Below are 17,498 nucleotides of genomic sequence, written 5' to 3' on the forward strand. Positions count from 1 at the left end.
ATTCCTTATCTGGCTGGCTTCTCAGTATGGCGTTAACGACAGGCGTGCAGTAATTGCTCAGCTAGCCGCTGCTCGGGCTGGCGGCTGAGGTGCTGCAGGCTGCGCCAGGCGGTATCCAGGTTGCGCTGGATATAGTCGCGGTTTTCTGGGTACAACTCGCTGCGCCATTGGGTGATGGAAAGGGTTAGCGTCAGTCGGGCGGCGATGAGGCAGGGCAACAGACTGATTTCCTGCTCAGTGAGCGGCAACCGGGCGTGATAGGCCGAGACAAACGGCAGGATCCACGCCAGTGGCTCGGACTCATCGCCAACCTGATAAGCCAGCGCGGTCGCCAGCTCATTGACCAATGGTGCGTACAACGCATCACCAAAATCGATGATGCCGTCAATGTGCGGCACTGCGGCGTGGGTATCCACCAACACGTTGTAAGGATTGAGGTCGTTATGAATCAATTGGTGGCGCAGGCTGGATTGAATCGGTGCCACGGCGGTTTCCCAGCGGGTCAACCACTGAAGAATTAACTGCCGTTGCTGCGCGTTTGCGACATAACGCAGCCAGTCATGAATCCGCTCCAGATGGGCGATATCCCACAACAGGTCTCGCGATGCCGCCGGGTGGCTAAAGTCTTGCAAGGCGAGATCCAACTGTGCCAGCGTATCGCCGAGTCGAGCTGACAGCGTTGACGAGCGAGGCACCCGGTGCAACGGCTGTCCGAAGGACCAGGTGATCAGCCGGATATGGTGCATCTGTCCATCAATCATCAGCGCAGGGGAGGGATTGCCCCACCGATTACTGATGATGCGAGGGACTGGCAAGGTGGTGTCGACGCGAGCCAGATGAAGCAATATCTCGGTCTGAACATCTCGTATCGGTGCGGATTCAGCGGGGTTGATCACTTTCAGCATATACTGACCGTGTGCCGCAGTGACGAGGTGGAAGTTGGCGTCACGCTCGCCGGGCAGTGGCGTCATGCTGCCATCCAGCCCGTATTGCTGGCGAGCTATCTGCTGCGCCTGTACCGCCGAGAGTGACGGTACATCCGTAGTGAACAGGACGAGCGGATCAGACATGCTGGCCTCCGTTGACATGGATTTCCGCCCCGTTGATGTAAGACGCACCCTGGGTACAAAGGAAATAGACCAGCGACGCGACCTCTTCTGGCTTGCCCAGGCGTTTCATCGGAACAGTCTGTTCGACAATATCCTGCGTGCCGGGCGACAGGATCGCCGTATCGATCTCACCGGGTGCAATGGCATTAACCCGAATACCGTATTTCCCGAAGTCGTGCGCCATTTCACGCGTCAATGCGGCTAATCCCGCTTTGGAGGTGGCGTAAGCCGCTCCTGCGAAAGGATGGACACGAGAACCGGCAATCGAGGTAACATTAATGATGCTGCCTTGTGCCGCATGCAGTTCATCGAATAGTCCATTAGCGAGAATGGCGGTGGAAAACAGGTTGACGTTAAATACCCGTATCCAGGTGGCGTACTCGGTATCACGTACGCCGAGTCGGGTTCCACCTTCACCTTTCGGGGATATGCCCGCGTTATTAACCAGCGCGTGCAACTGACCGCCGAGTCGCTCTTTGATCATCGGCAGGCTTGCCTCCAGCGCGGTAATATCCTCCAGATCCAGATGAATGTGATTCAGTAATCCTTCGGCCCACGGGCAATCTTCTACCCAGTTTTGGCGCGATGCGGTGAAAATCTTCCAGCCAGCGGCGTGGAAGTGTTTAACCGTAGCGTGACCAATACCCCGGCTGGCGCCGGTCAATAGTAGTGTTTTCGTGTCAGACATGATGATCGCCTTAATGATATATGATGCATCATAAATTATAGTAAACCTGGATAAGGGCAAGAGGTAAAAGACCTGCACCGTATTTTTTTGTCTTAATAAATTGAAAAATAGTTATTTTTTTAACGGTTACTTATCCGCCCAGGCGTTGAAGCGCTGTTCCAGCTCTTCGCCGTGTTCGATCCAGAAGGCGGTATCAATACCCACGGCTTGTGCCAGGTTTTGCCGGTTAGTGGGGATATCGGCGGCGATGGTTGGTGACAGCGTGTCCATTGTCTGTTTATTGGTCGGGCCGTAAGGGATGGTTTCGGCAAAGACCTTTTGATGATCTGGCTGACTGGCAAAGGCGATGAATTGCTCGGCGATGGCGCGATGTTTACTGCCTTTGACGATGGCCCAGCTATCGAGGTCATACAGGCTGTCTTGCCATACGATACGGAAATCATGGCCTTCTTTGCGTGCGGCGGTCACCCGCCCGTTATACGCCGATGTCATAACGACATCGCCAGCCACCAACCACTGCAAGGGTTGAGCACCGGATTCCCACCATTGGATCGATGATTTTATCTGGTCCAGTTTTTTAAACGCGCGGTCCACGCCAGTTGGTGTCGCCAGCACCTGATAGATCTCGTCCCGTTTTACGCCGTCTGCCAGCAGGGCAATTTCCAGTGTGAACTTGGCGCTTTTACGCAGCGCTCGTTTACCGGGGTAGGTGTGGATATCCCAGAAATCGGCCCAGTTTTTTGGCCCGTTTTTCAGCTTGTCTCCGTTATAGGTCATCACCGTTGACCACAGGAAAATCCCGGCACCGCATTCGGATACCGAGCCTTTGACAAAGTCGTCTGCATTACCGAGTTTTTTCCAGTCCAGCGTCTCAAACAACCCTTCACTGCACCCGCGCACCAACTCCGGGCTTTCCACTTCCACCACATCCCAACCGACCTGGCCGGTCTGTACCATCGCGCGGATTTTCGCCATTTCTCCGTTGTATTCTCCCGCCTCTACCGTTCCTAGCCCTGCCTGCTGGAATGGTGTGTAAAAGGCTTTTTGCTGGGCCTCTTTATTCAGACCTCCGAATGAGATGACGGTGAGCGTTTCTGCCTGAGCGGACAAGGTGGTGCCTATCAGGCCGGTGATGAACATCAGTTTTTTCAGCATGGCATTTTCCTCATGGTGTGTAATGATGCAGCGCGGTTGTTTTTATGATGTATGATGCATCATGTATGCCAAGGCAAAAGTAAATACAGAGAAATGCAACTCAACGATTTGTTTTTATTTGCTTATTTTTAAAACTCACTGTCAGTGACGACACTAGCGGTATATCTCCATGATGCGTGGACAGCCAGTGTATGCACTCATTTGGGGAAATAGGCGGAAGTGGGTGCCACGGCTAAACGGGGGATAGAAAAATGGGGGAATGGAAGAGATCGCAAAGCGCATTCCAGATCTGAACATTCTCTATCGAGGTAAGGTCATCCGGCATTTATTGTGGCAGCGGCACGACAGCGGCTGAAATGGATGCGTTTTGTGGTGATCAACAGCACGTTCGTTTCACGTGACAGTTTCCGGAGAAAGTTAATCCGAAGAAAGTTAAAAGGGCCTCCGCAGGGGGAGAACTGAAAGAATATTAAGCAGAGTATTGAAAAAGGAGATTGTATCCCATGGGATACAGGAGTACTCTGTTGATGGACAAGGAGTGTTAATGCCTGAGATTGACAGACTGGCAGGGTTAATCTTCCATCTGTACTTTTACGATGATGAGCGGCACCACTTGCCGCATGTGCATGTCTGCTACGGCAATCATGAACTTATCATCAGTATTCGTACCGGAACCGAGATAGAGGGATATCTGCCAAATACCAAACGTAAGCTGGCGATTGCACATATCATGGCGCATCGTGAGCAATTGCTGAGTATGTGGGCACAGGCGGTCATCGGGAAGAATCCGGGAAAATTGTGAGGTGGTTATGCATAAGATTGTGGATGTTGACGTGATTGGCGATTTTTCGTTGCGTCTGACCTATGACGACGGCCTGATATACGACGTTAACCTGTATCGCTATGCCTCATATCCTGTGTTTTTACATGCCAGCCAGTTTATCCGATTTGGGTTATTACCTGATGGTTCGCTGGAATGGCCGGATATCACGATCTCTTCGTCCGAATTACGGGAAAAGGGGACGTATGTTGGCCACACCCTGGCGGTGAGGGAGCGGAATTTTGCCGATATTATCTCCCGAGCCTTCTATGATGCTGTGATTGAGAACCGGCCTGAAATTCTGCAGGCGGCACTGAAAATCGCAGTAGACAAACATGGCAACAGTACGGTGGCCAAAGAAGCGGGAGCCAAAAGCCGTACCAGCTTGTATAAATCGCTGAATAAAAACACTAATGTCAGCCTGGCGACGGTAGTTAGCCTGGCCCACACCGTGTTGCAACTGGAAGAGAAATAGGCGTGCGGTTTCGGGGCAGAGACAGAATCCGATCTGCCTGCTGCCCCCCTTGGGCGGTCAGCGGTATAGCTTGTTAATGTGCGGGCATGTCACGCCATCACCTCAAACCCGCCATTCCCTTCCCAGCCTTCAAGGCGTTGGTGTAGTTGTTCCACCGCACGGGTGACTTCCGGACTAATCGGGAAATAAAACGCCACCAGAGCTGGTTGAATACCGACGAAAATCACTTCGGGAATATCTTCCTTCAGGCTGTCGATCAGATAGTTCAACGGCAGGCTGTGGGTATTCATCAGCATGTCTTCGGCGATGCGCTCCGGGTCGACGATACGGATTTCACCTGGCGCCAGCCCCATATCGGTGGCATCCACCACCAGCAGGCGACGAGGTTTCAATTCCCGCAGTGTGTGTGCCGCATTTTCCGGAATGGCTCCGCCGTCGATGGCTGACCAGCCCGCCACCGGATGCTGGTTCATGCGCTCTGCCAACAGCGGGCCTGCGCCATCATCCCCCATCAGGGTATTGCCGACCGCCAGCACAATATTTTCGATATACAGTGGCGCTTCATTGTGCAGATGTTCGGTGTGCAGATGTTCAGTCATCGATACGTTTCACCATCAGATAAAGAGCCGGTTCCCGTTGCATCGCGGCGAGATACTCCATCAATGTCGCGGTCCATTCCGGGTGACTGTCGTGTTGAGCCAACGCGCTGAAAGCACCGCCCAGCAGGGCAGTGTGGGTATGATCGATGGTGATCTCGCCAAAGCGTAACAGGCCGAGCATTTTGCGGCGGGCTTCGTCATCGCTCAACTGGCCGACCCAACCTTCGAAGTCCGCCAGTGGGCACTGCAATACCTGCTTCAGGCAGTCGATGACGCCAACGTGATGACCAATCGCCAGCGAGTAGTACATCACCTGTTGCGCCTGCTCCGGTATTTTGTCGCGGCTGTCGAGAAATTTGCGGTTCAGGGCATAGAAACGCACACTGCTCATCACAGGATCTCCCCATTCAACATGGCATGGTAAATGCGCAGCAACCGGCCAGCGATTTCGTTCAGCCGTGGGTCGTTGTGTTGATCAAGCCAGCCGGTAACGCGCTGTTCGAACCCCTCCAGCGGCTGGTTTTCCAGCAGCCCAAGGAAACGATCGCTGATTTCACGCCCCTGACGGTACCCCGCCATCAGGCGAGCTTCCCGTTCTACCTGCACGCGTAAATCCAGCGGCAGTGCCGGATGAATCAGTGCGGCTTTCTCATTGTCGCCCTGCTGGTGGTCGCTGCCGTGCAGTTTTTGTTCCAGCAGCCCCAGTGCGACCGCAAAGCCGTAAATCGTCGCGGCGGGTGTCGGTGGGCAGCCGGGGATATAAACATCGATCGGCACAATTTTGTCGCTACCGCCCCATACACAGTACAGGTCGTGGAAGATGCCGCCGCCGCAACCGCAGGCACCGTATGAAATACAGATTTTCGGATCTGGTGCGGACTCATAGGCACGTAACGCCGGTGTCCGCATAGCACGGGTGACCGCACCGGTGAACAGCAGAATATCGGCATGGCGTGGTGACGCCACCACCTTGATACCGAAGCGTTCGGCGTCGAACAGCGGCGTAATGGCGGAGAAAATTTCTATCTCGCAACCGTTGCAACCGCCGCAGTCCACACGGTAAACATAGGCGGAACGCTTGATATCTTTCAGCAGCGTTTTTTTCAACTGCTGAGTGTGTTCGTCCAGCGTAATCGGGGTGGTCTGGTAATGGTCGACCCCATTGGGCAGCATACTCATTGTGCATTCCCCTTGTGAGTGGACGGGGCGGACAGGTGCTGACTCAACTGCACATTGCCCTGATGGTTCATGTTCTGTTTGCGTTTGCAGTCCGGACAGGTTTCAAACTGGTGGCGGCGTGCTTCCACCTCATTTTCCGGTACCCCAGCGTGTGCCAGCAGCGCCATGGCGTACTCCACTTCTTTTTGCGGGGCGAACGGCTGTTGGCAGACATGGCAGTTCAGTAGCCGGAAGGTGGCACGTTGATACAGGTCGGCCTTGTTGGCGACAGCCATTTCAAACTCTTGTGACAACACGATGGCACGGGTTGGGCACACTTCTTCACAACGGCCGCAGAATATGCAGCGGCCGAGGAACAGTTGCCAGGTACGGGTGCCGTTGTCCAGATCGTTGGCCATCGTCAGGGCATTCGCCGGGCAGGCCATGGTACAGGCGGCACAACCGATACACTGCTCCGGGTCATACTCCGGTTTGCCGCGAAATCCGGTGGGTACTGCCAGCGGCGCGAACGGGTATTTCACCGTACAGTTGCCTGCCTTGAGGATGGTTTTAAACAATTTAATCATGGGGCCTCCCTCATTTCAGCGGCGAGCGGGTACGTTCCAGCCCGTAGCGTTCGATCTCTTTATACGGCACGGTGGTGATTTTCTTTTTACGGACATCCACCAGTGTGACGCGGTCGGTACAGGAGTAGCAGGGATCAAGGCTGCCGATGATCAACGGCGCATCCGAGATGGTGTTGCCGCGTAACATAAAGCGCAGCACCGGCCAGTTGGCGTAGGTGGCGGCACGGCAGCGCCAGCGGAACAGCTTCTGGTTATCGCCGGTCATACTCCAGTGGATATCTTCGCCGCGTGGCGCTTCGGTAAAGCCCAGCGCAAATTTATGCGGTTGATAGTTGATGTGCTCGTTGAGGATTGGCCCTTCCGGCATGTTGTCCAGCCCGAATTCAATCATTGCCAGCGAGGTGAATACTTCGCGTACCCGCACCAGTACACGGGAGTAGACGTCGCCGCCATCCAGATGATGCAGTTCCATCGGCAGGTCCAGATAACCGGAGAACGGATGGTCGACACGCACATCGCGCTGGAAGCCGCTGGCGCGAATCATCGGGCCTACCGGGCTGTAGTCACGCGCGATCTGACGGTCCAGCACGCCGATACCCTGGGTACGTTGCGTCATGTTGGCGGTGCCGAGCAGCATGTCCGTCAGTTGTGTAACCTCTTCGCGCATTTCACGAATCAGTTTGATGGTTTTCAGCCGGTCTTCTTTCAGGATATCGCGGCGAATACCGCCAATCAGATTCAGGCCGTAGGTTTTACGCGCACCGGTCAGCATTTCGGCGATTTGCATCGATTTCTCACGCACCCGGAAGAACTGCATGAAGCCGGTGTCGAAACCCACAAAGTGGCTGGACAGCCCGATGTTCAGCAGGTGACTGTGCAGACGTTCCACCTCCAGCAGAATGCTGCGGATTGTGTGGGCGCGGGCGGGTACTATCACACCTAACGCATTCTCGATAGACGAGGTATAGGCCACGCTGTGGGTGAAACCACAGATACCGCACACCCGGTCGGACAGGAACGTGACTTCGTTGTAACCCATACGGGTTTCCGCCAGCTTTTCCATACCGCGATGCACGTAGAACAGGCGGTAATCTGCATCAATGATTTGCTCACCGTCGACGAACAACCGGAAATGCCCCGGTTCATCGGAAGTGATATGCATCGGGCCGATAGGCACGACACGGGTGTCGCCGGTGGCTTCATTAATAAAGGTGTAGGATTCGTCATCGCGGGTAGGAGCCGGGCGCTGGCGGTAATCCATGGCGTCTTTACGCAGCGGGTAGAGTTCGTCTGGCCAGTCATCCGGCAGCACCAGTCGGCGCTCATCCGGCAGGCCGACCGGAATCAGCCCGTACATATCACGCACTTCACGCTCACCCCACACGGCGGCAGGCACTCGCGGTGTCACCGAGGGGAATTCCGGCACTGTCGGGTTAACCAGCGCTTTCACTACCACCCAGCACTTCTCACCCTGTTCCATCGACAGTACATAGTAGATGGCGAAATGGCCGTTGAGGGTGCGTTCGTCGTTACCAAACAAGACGGACAACCAACCGCCGTGCTGGTAGTAAAGGTATTCGACGACTTCCGGCAACTGATGCAGTTTGACGGTGATCGTCAATTGGTTGGCGGTTTGCCGTTCTTCTTCCAGAATCGCCGTCGGGAATTGCTGTCTGACATGAGCGACATAATTCGCGCCCAGATTTTCAGCGTTGGTCGCGTTGGATGAATTAATCACGGTACATCTCCTGGCGGGAAGGGGTTAACGATGAAGCAGGTGCCGTATCCGGTGTGGTAGTACTCGGCGTAGTAGTGCGTGCGCTCAGCGCGGGCCAGCCCATGCTGGGTTGTCCCTGTTCACCGGCTTGATTGCCGTTCAACACATTACCGTTCAACACAATGGCCGTAGCGCGCTCAAGTAAATGGGTGACTGGCTGCGGAATGCGGGTACCCATTACCAGCATTAATACCAGCAGGATCAGCATTGGCGCGGTGGTGAGCCATCCCAGCTCGCCTTTACTGACCGCTTCCGGCTTGCTACCCAGCACACTGGTAGCGATCATGCGTACCAGCCCGGCGAGCACGACGGTCAACAGCACCAGTAACACCAGTACCAACGGTAAATGGCCTGCATGGATACCGGCGGTTACCGTCATAAATTCGCTCAGGAATACGTTGAATGGTGGCATGCCGCCAAGCGCCAGTGCGCCACCGGCCAGCAGTGCGCCGGTAATCGGCGCAACACGCAGGATGCCTTTCACCGCATCCATATCACGGGTGCCGTATTTCAGCAGTACGTTACCGGAACCACAGAACAGCAGGGTCTTCGCCAGGCTGTGATTTAAGGTATGCAGCAGTGCCGCCAGAATGCCGAGCGGGCCACCGATGCCGAGGGCGACGGCGATCAATCCCATGTTTTCCACACTGGAATAGGCCAGCAGGCGTTTCATGTCGCGCTGCACCAGAATCAGGAATGCGGCGACAGCTACCGACAGCAGACCGAAGACCAGCAACAGCCGTTGCGGGAATTCTGGGCCGATGGCGGCACTTATCAGGATGGTGTAGCGCACGATAACCAACAGTGCGCAGTTGAGCAGTACCGCAGAGAGCAGTGCACTGGTCGGGCTTGGTGCTTCACTGTGGGCATCCGGTAACCAGGCATGCATCGGGAACAGGCCGGTCTTGGTACCGAACCCGATCAGAATAAAGATAAATGCCAGGTGCATCAGCGTGCTGTCCAGCTCACCGGCATGCTTGAGCACTTCCGTCCAGAAAATGGCATTGCCCGGTTCCGCCATCACGTTGGCGGCGTTGGCATACACCAGCACCGTACCGTAAAGACCGAACGCGACGCCGACGGTACAAATGATGATGTATTTCCATGCTGCTTCCAGCGAGGAACGCTGACCATACAACCCCACCAGAAACGCTGAGCTCAAGGTAGTGGCTTCAATCGCCGCCCACATCAGGATCAGGTTATTACTGGTGATCACCAGTAACATGGTGAACAGGAACAGATGGAAGAAGCCGTAGTAGTGACACAGCGTGGTAACGCTGACTTCGCCGCTGTCGACTTCGTGGCGCATGTACCCCATTGAGTAGAGGCCGGTAAGAAAGCCGATGACGCCAAGAATCGCCAGGAATAGCGCACTCAGGCTGTCGAGGTGCAGCCAGCGATGCGCTGCCAGCAATTCACCTTGCTGGTAGACAGTCCAGACTACCAGTAATGCCACCAGCAGCAGGGCGCTGATGCCTGCCAGATGAATCAGGCTCACCAGCGAGCGTGCCGCCGCGCCAGTAAAGCGGCAGGCGAACGCCAGCAGGGCGACGACAAACGGCACACCCAGCAGCAGGGAAAAAAGATCCAAAGTCGTCATGGTTTCATCCTTTCAACGCAGTCAGTTGCTGAACATCCAGCGTGTGCAGCGTGCGGTGGATTTTGCGTGCCATCAGCGCCATCACAATGACGGCGAAGATAGCGTCGGTCGCGATGCCGATTTCCACCAGTTCAGGCGCGCGGTACGCCAGCAGCGCCAGCGTCAGGTGAGCGCCGTTCTCCATTAAGCAGTAACCAAACACCTGTTTGAGGATGTTGCGCTGGCTGACGATGCACAGCAGGCCAATCAGGAAGTGGCCGAGTGAGACCGCCAGCACCGGCTTGAGGTCATTGACCATCGGCAGTTTCACCGGTGAAACGGCAAAGTAGCTCAGTAGCACAATCAAGGTGGCGATCAGTATCAATGTGGCAGTGCCAATCACACCGCCATCGGCTTTCGGGTCGGCCAGTCGGCAGAACGCAAAGCTCATAATGGCGGGGACCATCACCACCTTGGTGATAAAGGCGGTCAGCGACCACAGATACAGCTCATGCGAGCCGAGTAGTCCACCCAGCGAGATAAAGATAAGCACCAGCACCAGCGACTGTAATGCATACAGCGCGGCGGACACCGTGGGTTTTCTGGCAGCGATCACCAGCAACGAGGTGATGATCAGCAAACCTGCCAGATTATTGACGAGAAGTGATCCAGTCATGGGAGTTCCTTATTTCAGCCAGAGTGCGGCGATAACGCTGGAGCACAGCGACATCACTATCAGCACCAGCAGCACCAGGTTCATCGACATCGGCACTGGCGTCGCGGATGCCACTTCCTCGGAGGGCTCGCCCGGCACCGTGCGACCAAACCAGTAGAGGAACCAGGCAAAGCTGGCGACCGATTCCACCAGTACGACTATCATCAACGGCAGTAACCACCAGATGTCGTTGGAAAGCGCAAACCCGGCGGCAAACAGCGGAAACTTGCTGAAAAAGCCGTTGAACGGGGGAACGCCGGTGATCGCCAGCGCCGCGACACAAAAGCCGATACCCAGCAGCGGCAGGCGGGCCATCATGCCGCGTAACTGCGGCAGCATGCGGGTACCACAGCTGTAGCTGAGCGCACCAGCTACCAGGAAGAACAGGCTCTTGGCGTAAGCATGGTTGAAGATGTAGGCCATACCGGCGTCAAAGGCCATGCGCGAACCGAAGATGGACAGCGACAGCGCCAGGAAAATGTAAGCCAACTGGGTGATGGTGGAGTACGCCAGCAGTCGCTTCATGTCTTTTTGCGGCAGATACATCAGGAAGCCGTACACCAGCGTGATCGTCGCCATGATGACGCCGACCACACCGATAACATGTGGCACCTCAATGGCGGACAAAATCGCGCGGGCGAAGATATACACGCCAACTTTCACCATCGACGCGGCGTGCAGATACGCACTCACCGGTGTCGGCGCTTCCATCGCATCCGGCAGCCAGACATGCAGCGGCAACTGGGCTGACTTGCCCCAGGCCGCGAACAGAATGCCGCTGAAGACGATGATTTTGCTGCTGTCGTCCAGTTGTGCGATGGCACTGAGCGCGAAGGTACCGGTGGTGGCGAACAGCCAGGCCGCCGCCAGATACAAGCCAACGGACGCGACATGGGTCACCAGCAGCGCTTTGAGCGCGGAACGCAGTGACTTCGGTTTCTGGTAGTAGCCGATCAACGCCCAGGAACAGCCGCCGGTAATTTCAAAGAACAGCAGTTGACCAAGGATGGTGGATGACAGTGTTAACCCGGCCATCGCGCCGATGAACACCAGCAAAAACGCGTAGTAGCGATTGCTGCCATCGTGCGGGTGCTCGCGGTTGCCCAGCGTCAGGTAGCCGCAGGAATAGAGGCTCACCAGGAAACCGAGCGAGACCACCGCAAAGCCTATCAACAGGCTGATGCGGTCGAACACGAAACCGAATAAATCTGCCTGACCGTAACGATAAAGCGGCACGACCAAATCGGTTTTTCCGCCATCGAAATAGCGCCAGGCCAGCAGCGCCATGCCGAGCGTCGCCAGCAGGGCGAACAGCGTACATAACCCTTTGGCCAGGCGCTGCGGTGCAAACGCTATCAGCAGCGCGCCGAGAAACGGCAGCAGTAGGGTGGCAAGAGCAATATTCTCCATGATGGATGTCGACTCCTTATAATCCAGTCAGGTAGAAAACGAACGCCAGCGCCGCGACACCGAATCCGAGCCAGGTGACCCGGCCGGTCAGCAGGAAGCGCCCGCGCGCCAGGCTGTTTTCGATAGCCGCGGCGATGACAAATACCACTACCAGCTTGATGAACAGCGCCAGCGCACCCCACAGCAGGCAGGCGACAGACAACGTCTCTGCTTTGCCGAACGGCACGAAAATCGACAGAAACAGCGTGGCGACCACCACTTGTTTGAGGCTGATGCCCCATTTCACCAGCGCCAGCCCGGCACCGGCGTATTCGGTCAGCGGCCCTTCCTGCAGTTCCTGTTCGGCTTCTGCGACATCGAACGGGATTTTGCCCATTTCAATGAAGGTGGCGAACGCGCAGGCCAGTAAGGCCAGCACGGTGGCGGTAGGGGAGACCCAGTGACCGCTCGCCAGCTTGACGCTGATGTTGCCAATATTGGTGGAACCGGCCACCAGTGCTACCACCAGCAGCGCGAGCATCAGGATAGGCTCTACCAGAATACCGAGCGTCAGCTCGCGGCTGGCACCGATACCGGCGAAGGTGCTGCCGGAATCGAGACCAGACAGTGAAAAGAAAAAGCGAAATACCGCAAACAGGTACAGCAGGGTGATGACATCTCCCGCTGCACCGAGCGGCGACGCGTCAGTCATGGCCGGCAACGTCATTGCCACCAGCAGCATGGTGCCGAGCAGGATGAAGGGCATCAGGCGAAAGACGCCGCCGCTGTGCTGGGGTGCCACTTCCTGGCGTCGCAGCAGTTTGACGATGTCACGATAATCCTGCAGCAGCCCTGGTCCCTGTCGTGAGTGCATTTTGGCGCGCAGCACGCGCGACAGACCGGACAGCAGCGGTGCTACCGCCATCAGCAGTACGGCTTGCAACAGCGCGCACAGCAGCGGAAATATGAGTGAACCGTGAGTCATGTTCCGTCTCCTTAAACCAGAGTGACCAGCAGCAGGGCCACCAGCGCCGCCACGACATACAGGCAGTACACCCGGAAATCACCGTGCTGAATCCATTGCACCGCCCGACTGATGCGTTGCACGATGCTGACGACCGGCATGACCACATGGTCGTCCCAGACGGGTTCGGCACGCGCTGCCGCTTGCGTGGTTTTCTCCAGCGCCTGTTGCATGGCTGGGGCTGGGTTGAGGGTTTTACGCACGCGATAGAGTGGGGCGAACATCACCCGTAACGGCTGGGTAAAGCTACCGGCAGACGCTGACATGGCTTGTTCGTAGCCGTAGCCGCAAGCCCAGGGCGTACCTTTCTGACGAAAGTCGAGGCGCGGGCCACGCAGCAGGCTGTAAATCATCAGCGGCAGTAACGGCAGTGCCAGCAGCAGGATGAAGATCAACGGGGTGTTGAGGCTGGTTTGCTGGCTGTCGCCGGGGAATACGCCCAGTCCTTGCGCCATGGCGACCGTCGGGGTGTGTGCCAGGTCGGCGGCGATACGGGTAATGACCGGTGCCACCACACTGGCACCGATGCCCAGCAGGATGCACAGCAGTGCCAGCAGCAGCATGGCGAGTGTCATCGGCCAGGGGACTTCACGGGCGTGCGAAGCTTTTTCACTGCGCGGTGCGCCACAGAAGCTGATGCCATACACTTTGACAAAGCACATCGCCGCCAGCGCACCGGTGATGGCCAGCATCACGATGGCAATCGGGGCGACCAGTCGCAGACCAATGCCGCCGTTATGGCTGAGAGTGAACAGTGACTGGTAGGTAAACCACTCGCTGACGAAGCCGTTGAGTGGCGGCAGGGCGGAGATCGCCATACAACCGACCAAAAACGCCAGCGCGGTTTTTGGCATCAACCGTGCCAGTCCGCCCATTTTTTCCATGTCTTTGGTGTGGACGCGGTAGATAACCGCACCGGCACCGAGGAACAGCAATCCCTTGAACACCGCATGGTTGAGCAGGTGATACAACCCGCCCAACAGGCCAAGCAACGCCAGCAGTGGATGATGGGTGGCGATACCGATCATGCCGACGCCGACACCCATCAGAATGATGCCGATGTTTTCTACCGTGTGGTACGCCAGCAGACGCTTGATGTCATGTTCGGCCAGCGCGTACAGCACACCCAACACCGACGAGACTGCGCCGAATGCCAGCACGACGACGCCCCACCAGGTTTCTGTCGCCCCGAGTAAATCAATACCGACTTTAATGATACCGAACACCCCTATCTTCACCATCACACCAGACATGAGCGCGGAGGCGTGCGATGGGGCGGCCGGGTGCGCACGGGGCAGCCAGCCGTGTAACGGCAGCATCCCGGCTTTGGCACCAAAACCGAAAAACGCCAGCAGGAATACCGCAGAAGCCTGAGGAGCCGACAACGACGCGTGGCGGAAATCCGCGAAGTCGAGGCTGGCGCTGTGACGGTAGAGCAGGAAGAATGCCGCCATAATCAGCACGGAACCGGCGTGGGCAATCAGGAAGTAGAGCAACCCGGCGCTGACGGCCTCGTCATCCTGATCGGCAATGACCAGGAAGTAGGAGCTGAGCGACATCACCTCGAACAGCACAATGAAGTAGAACGCGTTATCCACGATCACCAGCGCGACCATCGAGGCGACAAACAGGTTCATGAAGAACCCCATCGCCCAGGCACCGCGCCCGCGATACTCTTCCAGATAGGCCAGTGAGTAGAGCGCAGATACCGCTACCAGTAGCGAAATCACTAACGTCATAAATGCCGCGAGTGTGTCAAAGCGCAGCGTCAGGTGAGCGAAGGCGTCAAACGGCCCGGCGAATACGGCAGTCAGCACATTGCCGCCAAGCAGTACCGGGGCGGCAGCCAGGACGCCGGCACAACCCCCTGCCAGCGCACACAGCCCGCTTAAGCGGATAGCCAGCGACTCCTGACGGCAGCACAGCAGTGAAAGCACTGCACCTGCCAGATACAGCGCCAACGACAGTCCCAACCATTGCAGTGGCGTGAATAATTGCAATGAGGTCATCATAGGTTTTGCTCCCTGTCAGCCCCTGTGGGAGGGAAAGGGACGTTGCCCTGCGGCCATTGTGCGGCCTGACGGCGTTTAGCGGCGATAGCATCGTCCAGCGTGGTGTCATCTACCAGATACAACGCGTGGGTCGGGCAGACGCGTACGCATTCCGGCCCTTGCTCACGAAAATCACACAGGTCGCATTTCACCGCGATGCTGCGAACCCCGGCGTTCCACGACAGCATCGGATGCACTGACGGCAGGCTGACGGGGACATCGGATAGCAATGTCAGCGGGATGTGTTGGTCAAACGCCGTCGGTGTCGCCAGCGGGGTACTGCCAGATGGCGTGATAGCGCCAAACGGGCAGGCGATGGCGCAGAGTTTGCAGCCGATACAGGTGTTTTCGTCCAGCAACACGGCGTTGTCCTGATGCGTGATGGCATTGACCGGACAAACTTTCGCGCAGGGCGCGTCTTCACAATGGCGACACAGCACTGGGGCGGTGCCTCCGGCGTCACGCTCAACGGTCAGTCTCGGATGAGACTGCAACCCAGCCTGTCGGTGTACTTGTGTACAGGCCGCCATGCAGGTGTTGCATCCGATACAACGTGTTGGCTCCGCAATGACGAAGCGGTTCATAGCCATACCCTCCGGGGTGATAGAAATGTTTACTGCGCCGCAAGCATATTCCATGCCATAAGAAAAATATGGGTGTAATAGTTTTAATAATCATGTGGTTATGATTTATGTGTAATGAAATTCATCCCTGATGACCGTTGCCGTTCGACATTAGTGACGATGTTTTTCGACGAACCACCAGGCGACTGTCGTCACCCTCGACAGTGCGTTAGCGCCGTCGACAGGAAGGTCATTGCCGACAGATTTGACGAGTAGCCCGGTGTGTAGCGGCCTGACGGCCAGGTGAGAGACAACTGACAGTGGTTCGATTTCGCGACAGCGCCCAGGCTGCGCAGGATCATGTCAGCTGGCATCAAATTTGCTTAAGCTGTCAGGGAGAAAGGTGACTAACGAACAGGATGGGTGTTATGTGTCTGGGAATTCCGGGGCAGGTGGTGGAGTGGGCATCATCGGATCATCAACTGGCATGGGTTGATGTTTGTGGCGTACGCCGTGAAGTGAATGTGACGCTGGTGCAGGACGAGGGGCAAACACCTTCCACATTGATAGGCCAGTGGGTGCTGGTACACGTCGGGTTTGCCATGAGTCGGCTGGATGAACAAGAAGCGCGCGACACGCTGGATGCGCTGCGGCAGATGGAAGAAGTCGAGTCAGATGTGAGCGATTTTTTGACCCGGTCGATTTGAAGGAATAGAGCCATAACTGACATTATGGCTCTATTTCATGTGCTCACTTCGCTCGACATACGGACAGTAACGTTCCGTTGCTATCCCGATTAAAATCTACTCTCGCGTCATTTTTGGGGTGATGTGCAATATAGTCATCGTTATAAATATGCTCTATGGTGTAGCCCATATGTATTATAAATGATAACAGTTCTTGTTTTTTCTCGGCGAACCAGTGGGTATTCCAGGCTTCAAATGAGAAGGGCGGAAAATTGTTATGCTCGAGAAAACTGACTGCACCTTTTAGTACGTCTAACTCCAGACCTTCTACGTCTATTTTTACAAAACGAGTTTTTTCGTTAAACAGAAGATCGTCGAGCTTGATGACCTGCACGAAATGTGTTTCTTTCGACATGCATCCGCTTATGCCATTACGCTCTCTATACTCATCGATTATTGAAAATGTGCCGGTATTAGCCATTTTCTGGTAATCAGGAATAGGGATTTCAATGACTCCATCCTCACTGCCAACGGCCTTATTGAGCGCGGTGACGTTACTCAGCCGGTTTAAGAAGATGTTGCCGCATAGCTGGTAATACACAAATTTTTGCGGCTCGAACGAATAAACAACACCGCCTTGATTCTCTATTTCGCTTGCGACCGGTACGGTATAAGCACCCAGATTAGCACCAATGTCAAAAATGACCGGGGAATCGAATTCTGAGGTAAATTCATTAGTGACGAGACATAGCCATTTTTCCCATTCATCCCTGGTTGTGAGATGCTGTGTTATCAGATCCTGACCTAGCGTTAAAAAACTTCCTTGCGATGAATTAACTAAATGAACCCTCGGTAACATAAAGCCGCCTTAGTTCCGGAAGCGTAAAGTAAAAGGTAACTCGGCATAAGCTTAGTAAAGGTTGGCGAGAATGCCACCACGATAACAGACTACAAATTGTGTAGAATGTACTGTGTAGTTTTGGCGTCTTAATTCACCATGCTTTCGTTCACAACGCTTTTTCCTGTCGAGTAGAAAAGGGAACAATGCGTGCCGTTATAGCTCAAAAAATTATAAATAGTAATTTTTCCTTATTTGTATGGAATAAAAATACTTCGTATGAAT

The 17,498-nt window shown here is 55.6% G+C and carries 18 protein-coding genes; 3 read left to right on the top strand and 15 right to left on the bottom strand.

Annotation, left to right across the window (positions count from 1 at the left end):
• Positions 1-32: 32 nt before the first annotated feature.
• The 3 genes from LF929_RS07410 to LF929_RS07420 all read right to left on the bottom strand — a co-directional run bounded on the left by LF929_RS07410 (position 33) and on the right by LF929_RS07420 (position 2,952).
• Entirely contained in the window at positions 33-1,070 is a 1,038-nt protein-coding gene (locus tag LF929_RS07410) for a phosphotransferase (RefSeq protein WP_226093417.1), read from the bottom strand.
• Positions 1,063-1,797 carry an SDR family NAD(P)-dependent oxidoreductase gene (locus tag LF929_RS07415; protein ID WP_226093416.1) on the bottom strand — a complete coding sequence of 245 codons (735 nt, stop codon included), beginning with the start codon at positions 1,795-1,797 and terminating at the stop codon, positions 1,063-1,065. Before LF929_RS07415 ends, LF929_RS07410 begins: the two co-directional genes overlap by 8 nt.
• A gap of 126 nt (positions 1,798-1,923) precedes the next feature.
• The gene (locus tag LF929_RS07420; RefSeq protein ID WP_226093415.1) at positions 1,924-2,952 is read right to left on the bottom strand and encodes an ABC transporter substrate-binding protein; all 1,029 of its coding nucleotides are present in this window, start codon (positions 2,950-2,952) and stop codon (positions 1,924-1,926) included.
• Positions 2,953-3,496: 544 nt separating this feature from the next.
• Here LF929_RS07420 and LF929_RS07425 point away from each other — a divergent pair.
• Together LF929_RS07425 and LF929_RS07430 are read left to right on the top strand one after the other, a co-directional pair.
• Complete coding sequence (locus LF929_RS07425) at positions 3,497-3,754, top strand: DUF4160 domain-containing protein (protein WP_016943626.1); 258 nt, start codon at positions 3,497-3,499, stop codon at positions 3,752-3,754.
• Positions 3,755-3,761: 7 nt separating this feature from the next.
• Positions 3,762-4,247 carry an addiction module antitoxin gene (locus LF929_RS07430; RefSeq protein WP_226093414.1) on the top strand — a complete coding sequence of 162 codons (486 nt, stop codon included), beginning with the start codon at positions 3,762-3,764 and terminating at the stop codon, positions 4,245-4,247.
• Between the two features lie 89 nt (positions 4,248-4,336).
• Here the strand turns inward: LF929_RS07430 and hycI are convergent, their stop codons facing one another.
• From hycI to LF929_RS07485, 11 genes are read right to left on the bottom strand one after another with little or no spacing between them, the layout of a single operon-like run.
• Entirely contained in the window at positions 4,337-4,846 is a 510-nt protein-coding gene (gene hycI / locus LF929_RS07435; RefSeq protein ID WP_219952938.1) for a hydrogenase maturation peptidase HycI, read from the bottom strand.
• Positions 4,839-5,237, bottom strand: a complete 399-nt coding sequence (locus LF929_RS07440) for a formate hydrogenlyase maturation HycH family protein (RefSeq protein ID WP_016943629.1) — start codon at positions 5,235-5,237, stop codon at positions 4,839-4,841. The genes hycI and LF929_RS07440 overlap by 8 nt, the downstream gene beginning before the upstream one ends.
• Entirely contained in the window at positions 5,237-6,025 is a 789-nt protein-coding gene (locus LF929_RS07445) for an NADH-quinone oxidoreductase subunit B family protein (protein ID WP_038908496.1), read from the bottom strand. Before LF929_RS07445 ends, LF929_RS07440 begins: the two co-directional genes overlap by 1 nt.
• Positions 6,022-6,591: a hydrogenase 4 subunit H gene (hyfH, locus tag LF929_RS07450; protein WP_210175309.1), complete on the bottom strand. Its 570-nt coding sequence runs from the start codon at positions 6,589-6,591 to the stop codon at positions 6,022-6,024. The genes LF929_RS07445 and hyfH overlap by 4 nt, the downstream gene beginning before the upstream one ends.
• 10 nt (positions 6,592-6,601) lie before the next feature.
• Positions 6,602-8,329: an NADH-quinone oxidoreductase subunit C gene (locus tag LF929_RS07455; protein WP_012885277.1), complete on the bottom strand. Its 1,728-nt coding sequence runs from the start codon at positions 8,327-8,329 to the stop codon at positions 6,602-6,604.
• The gene (locus tag LF929_RS07460; protein WP_038908494.1) at positions 8,322-9,968 is read right to left on the bottom strand and encodes a hydrogenase 4 subunit F; all 1,647 of its coding nucleotides are present in this window, start codon (positions 9,966-9,968) and stop codon (positions 8,322-8,324) included. Before LF929_RS07460 ends, LF929_RS07455 begins: the two co-directional genes overlap by 8 nt.
• Positions 9,969-9,972: 4 nt before the next feature.
• Complete coding sequence (gene hyfE, locus LF929_RS07465; RefSeq protein ID WP_012885275.1) at positions 9,973-10,623, bottom strand: hydrogenase 4 membrane subunit; 651 nt, start codon at positions 10,621-10,623, stop codon at positions 9,973-9,975.
• Positions 10,624-10,632: 9 nt separating this feature from the next.
• On the bottom strand, positions 10,633-12,072 hold the full coding sequence (locus LF929_RS07470; RefSeq protein ID WP_210175308.1) for a hydrogenase 4 subunit D: 1,440 nt from the start codon (positions 12,070-12,072) through the stop codon (positions 10,633-10,635).
• A gap of 16 nt (positions 12,073-12,088) precedes the next feature.
• On the bottom strand, positions 12,089-13,036 hold the full coding sequence (locus LF929_RS07475; protein ID WP_038908492.1) for a respiratory chain complex I subunit 1 family protein: 948 nt from the start codon (positions 13,034-13,036) through the stop codon (positions 12,089-12,091).
• Between the two features lie 11 nt (positions 13,037-13,047).
• A complete protein-coding gene (gene hyfB / locus LF929_RS07480) occupies positions 13,048-15,087 on the bottom strand; it encodes a hydrogenase 4 subunit B (protein WP_210175307.1) in 2,040 nt (679 codons plus the stop codon).
• The gene (locus LF929_RS07485) at positions 15,084-15,710 is read right to left on the bottom strand and encodes a 4Fe-4S dicluster domain-containing protein (protein WP_016943637.1); all 627 of its coding nucleotides are present in this window, start codon (positions 15,708-15,710) and stop codon (positions 15,084-15,086) included. The genes hyfB and LF929_RS07485 overlap by 4 nt, the downstream gene beginning before the upstream one ends.
• Before the next feature lie 407 nt (positions 15,711-16,117).
• On the opposite strand from LF929_RS07485, the gene hybG reads away from it, so the two are divergent.
• On the top strand, positions 16,118-16,396 hold the full coding sequence (gene hybG / locus LF929_RS07490) for a hydrogenase maturation factor HybG (protein WP_016943638.1): 279 nt from the start codon (positions 16,118-16,120) through the stop codon (positions 16,394-16,396).
• A 43-nt stretch (positions 16,397-16,439) separates the two neighbouring features.
• Here hybG and LF929_RS07495 read toward each other — a convergent pair whose 3' ends face one another.
• Complete coding sequence (locus tag LF929_RS07495; RefSeq protein WP_210175306.1) at positions 16,440-17,234, bottom strand: FkbM family methyltransferase; 795 nt, start codon at positions 17,232-17,234, stop codon at positions 16,440-16,442.
• Positions 17,235-17,498: the final 264 nt, after the last annotated feature.

Source organism: Dickeya oryzae, from assembly GCF_020406815.2.
In the GTDB taxonomy this organism is placed as follows: Bacteria; Pseudomonadota; Gammaproteobacteria; order Enterobacterales; family Enterobacteriaceae; genus Dickeya; species Dickeya oryzae.

Bases quoted from the DNA above. Each gene is read 5' to 3' on its own strand.
- hyfH (WP_210175309.1), bottom strand. From the start codon at position 6,591: ATGATTAAATTGTTTAAAACCATCCTCAAGGCAGGCAACTGTACGGTG.
- LF929_RS07445 (WP_038908496.1), bottom strand. From the start codon at position 6,025: ATGAGTATGCTGCCCAATGGGGTCGACCATTACCAGACCACCCCGATT.
- LF929_RS07430 (WP_226093414.1), top strand. From the start codon at position 3,762: ATGCATAAGATTGTGGATGTTGACGTGATTGGCGATTTTTCGTTGCGT.
- LF929_RS07495 (WP_210175306.1), bottom strand. From the start codon at position 17,234: ATGTTACCGAGGGTTCATTTAGTTAATTCATCGCAAGGAAGTTTTTTA.
- LF929_RS07470 (WP_210175308.1), bottom strand. From the start codon at position 12,072: ATGGAGAATATTGCTCTTGCCACCCTACTGCTGCCGTTTCTCGGCGCG.
- LF929_RS07460 (WP_038908494.1), bottom strand. From the start codon at position 9,968: ATGACGACTTTGGATCTTTTTTCCCTGCTGCTGGGTGTGCCGTTTGTC.
- LF929_RS07425 (WP_016943626.1), top strand. From the start codon at position 3,497: ATGCCTGAGATTGACAGACTGGCAGGGTTAATCTTCCATCTGTACTTT.
- LF929_RS07415 (WP_226093416.1), bottom strand. From the start codon at position 1,797: ATGTCTGACACGAAAACACTACTATTGACCGGCGCCAGCCGGGGTATT.
- LF929_RS07420 (WP_226093415.1), bottom strand. From the start codon at position 2,952: ATGCTGAAAAAACTGATGTTCATCACCGGCCTGATAGGCACCACCTTG.
- LF929_RS07410 (WP_226093417.1), bottom strand. From the start codon at position 1,070: ATGTCTGATCCGCTCGTCCTGTTCACTACGGATGTACCGTCACTCTCG.
- hyfB (WP_210175307.1), bottom strand. From the start codon at position 15,087: ATGATGACCTCATTGCAATTATTCACGCCACTGCAATGGTTGGGACTG.
- LF929_RS07475 (WP_038908492.1), bottom strand. From the start codon at position 13,036: ATGACTCACGGTTCACTCATATTTCCGCTGCTGTGCGCGCTGTTGCAA.
- hycI (WP_219952938.1), bottom strand. From the start codon at position 4,846: ATGACTGAACATCTGCACACCGAACATCTGCACAATGAAGCGCCACTG.
- hyfE (WP_012885275.1), bottom strand. From the start codon at position 10,623: ATGACTGGATCACTTCTCGTCAATAATCTGGCAGGTTTGCTGATCATC.
- LF929_RS07485 (WP_016943637.1), bottom strand. From the start codon at position 15,710: ATGAACCGCTTCGTCATTGCGGAGCCAACACGTTGTATCGGATGCAAC.
- LF929_RS07440 (WP_016943629.1), bottom strand. From the start codon at position 5,237: ATGAGCAGTGTGCGTTTCTATGCCCTGAACCGCAAATTTCTCGACAGC.
- hybG (WP_016943638.1), top strand. From the start codon at position 16,118: ATGTGTCTGGGAATTCCGGGGCAGGTGGTGGAGTGGGCATCATCGGAT.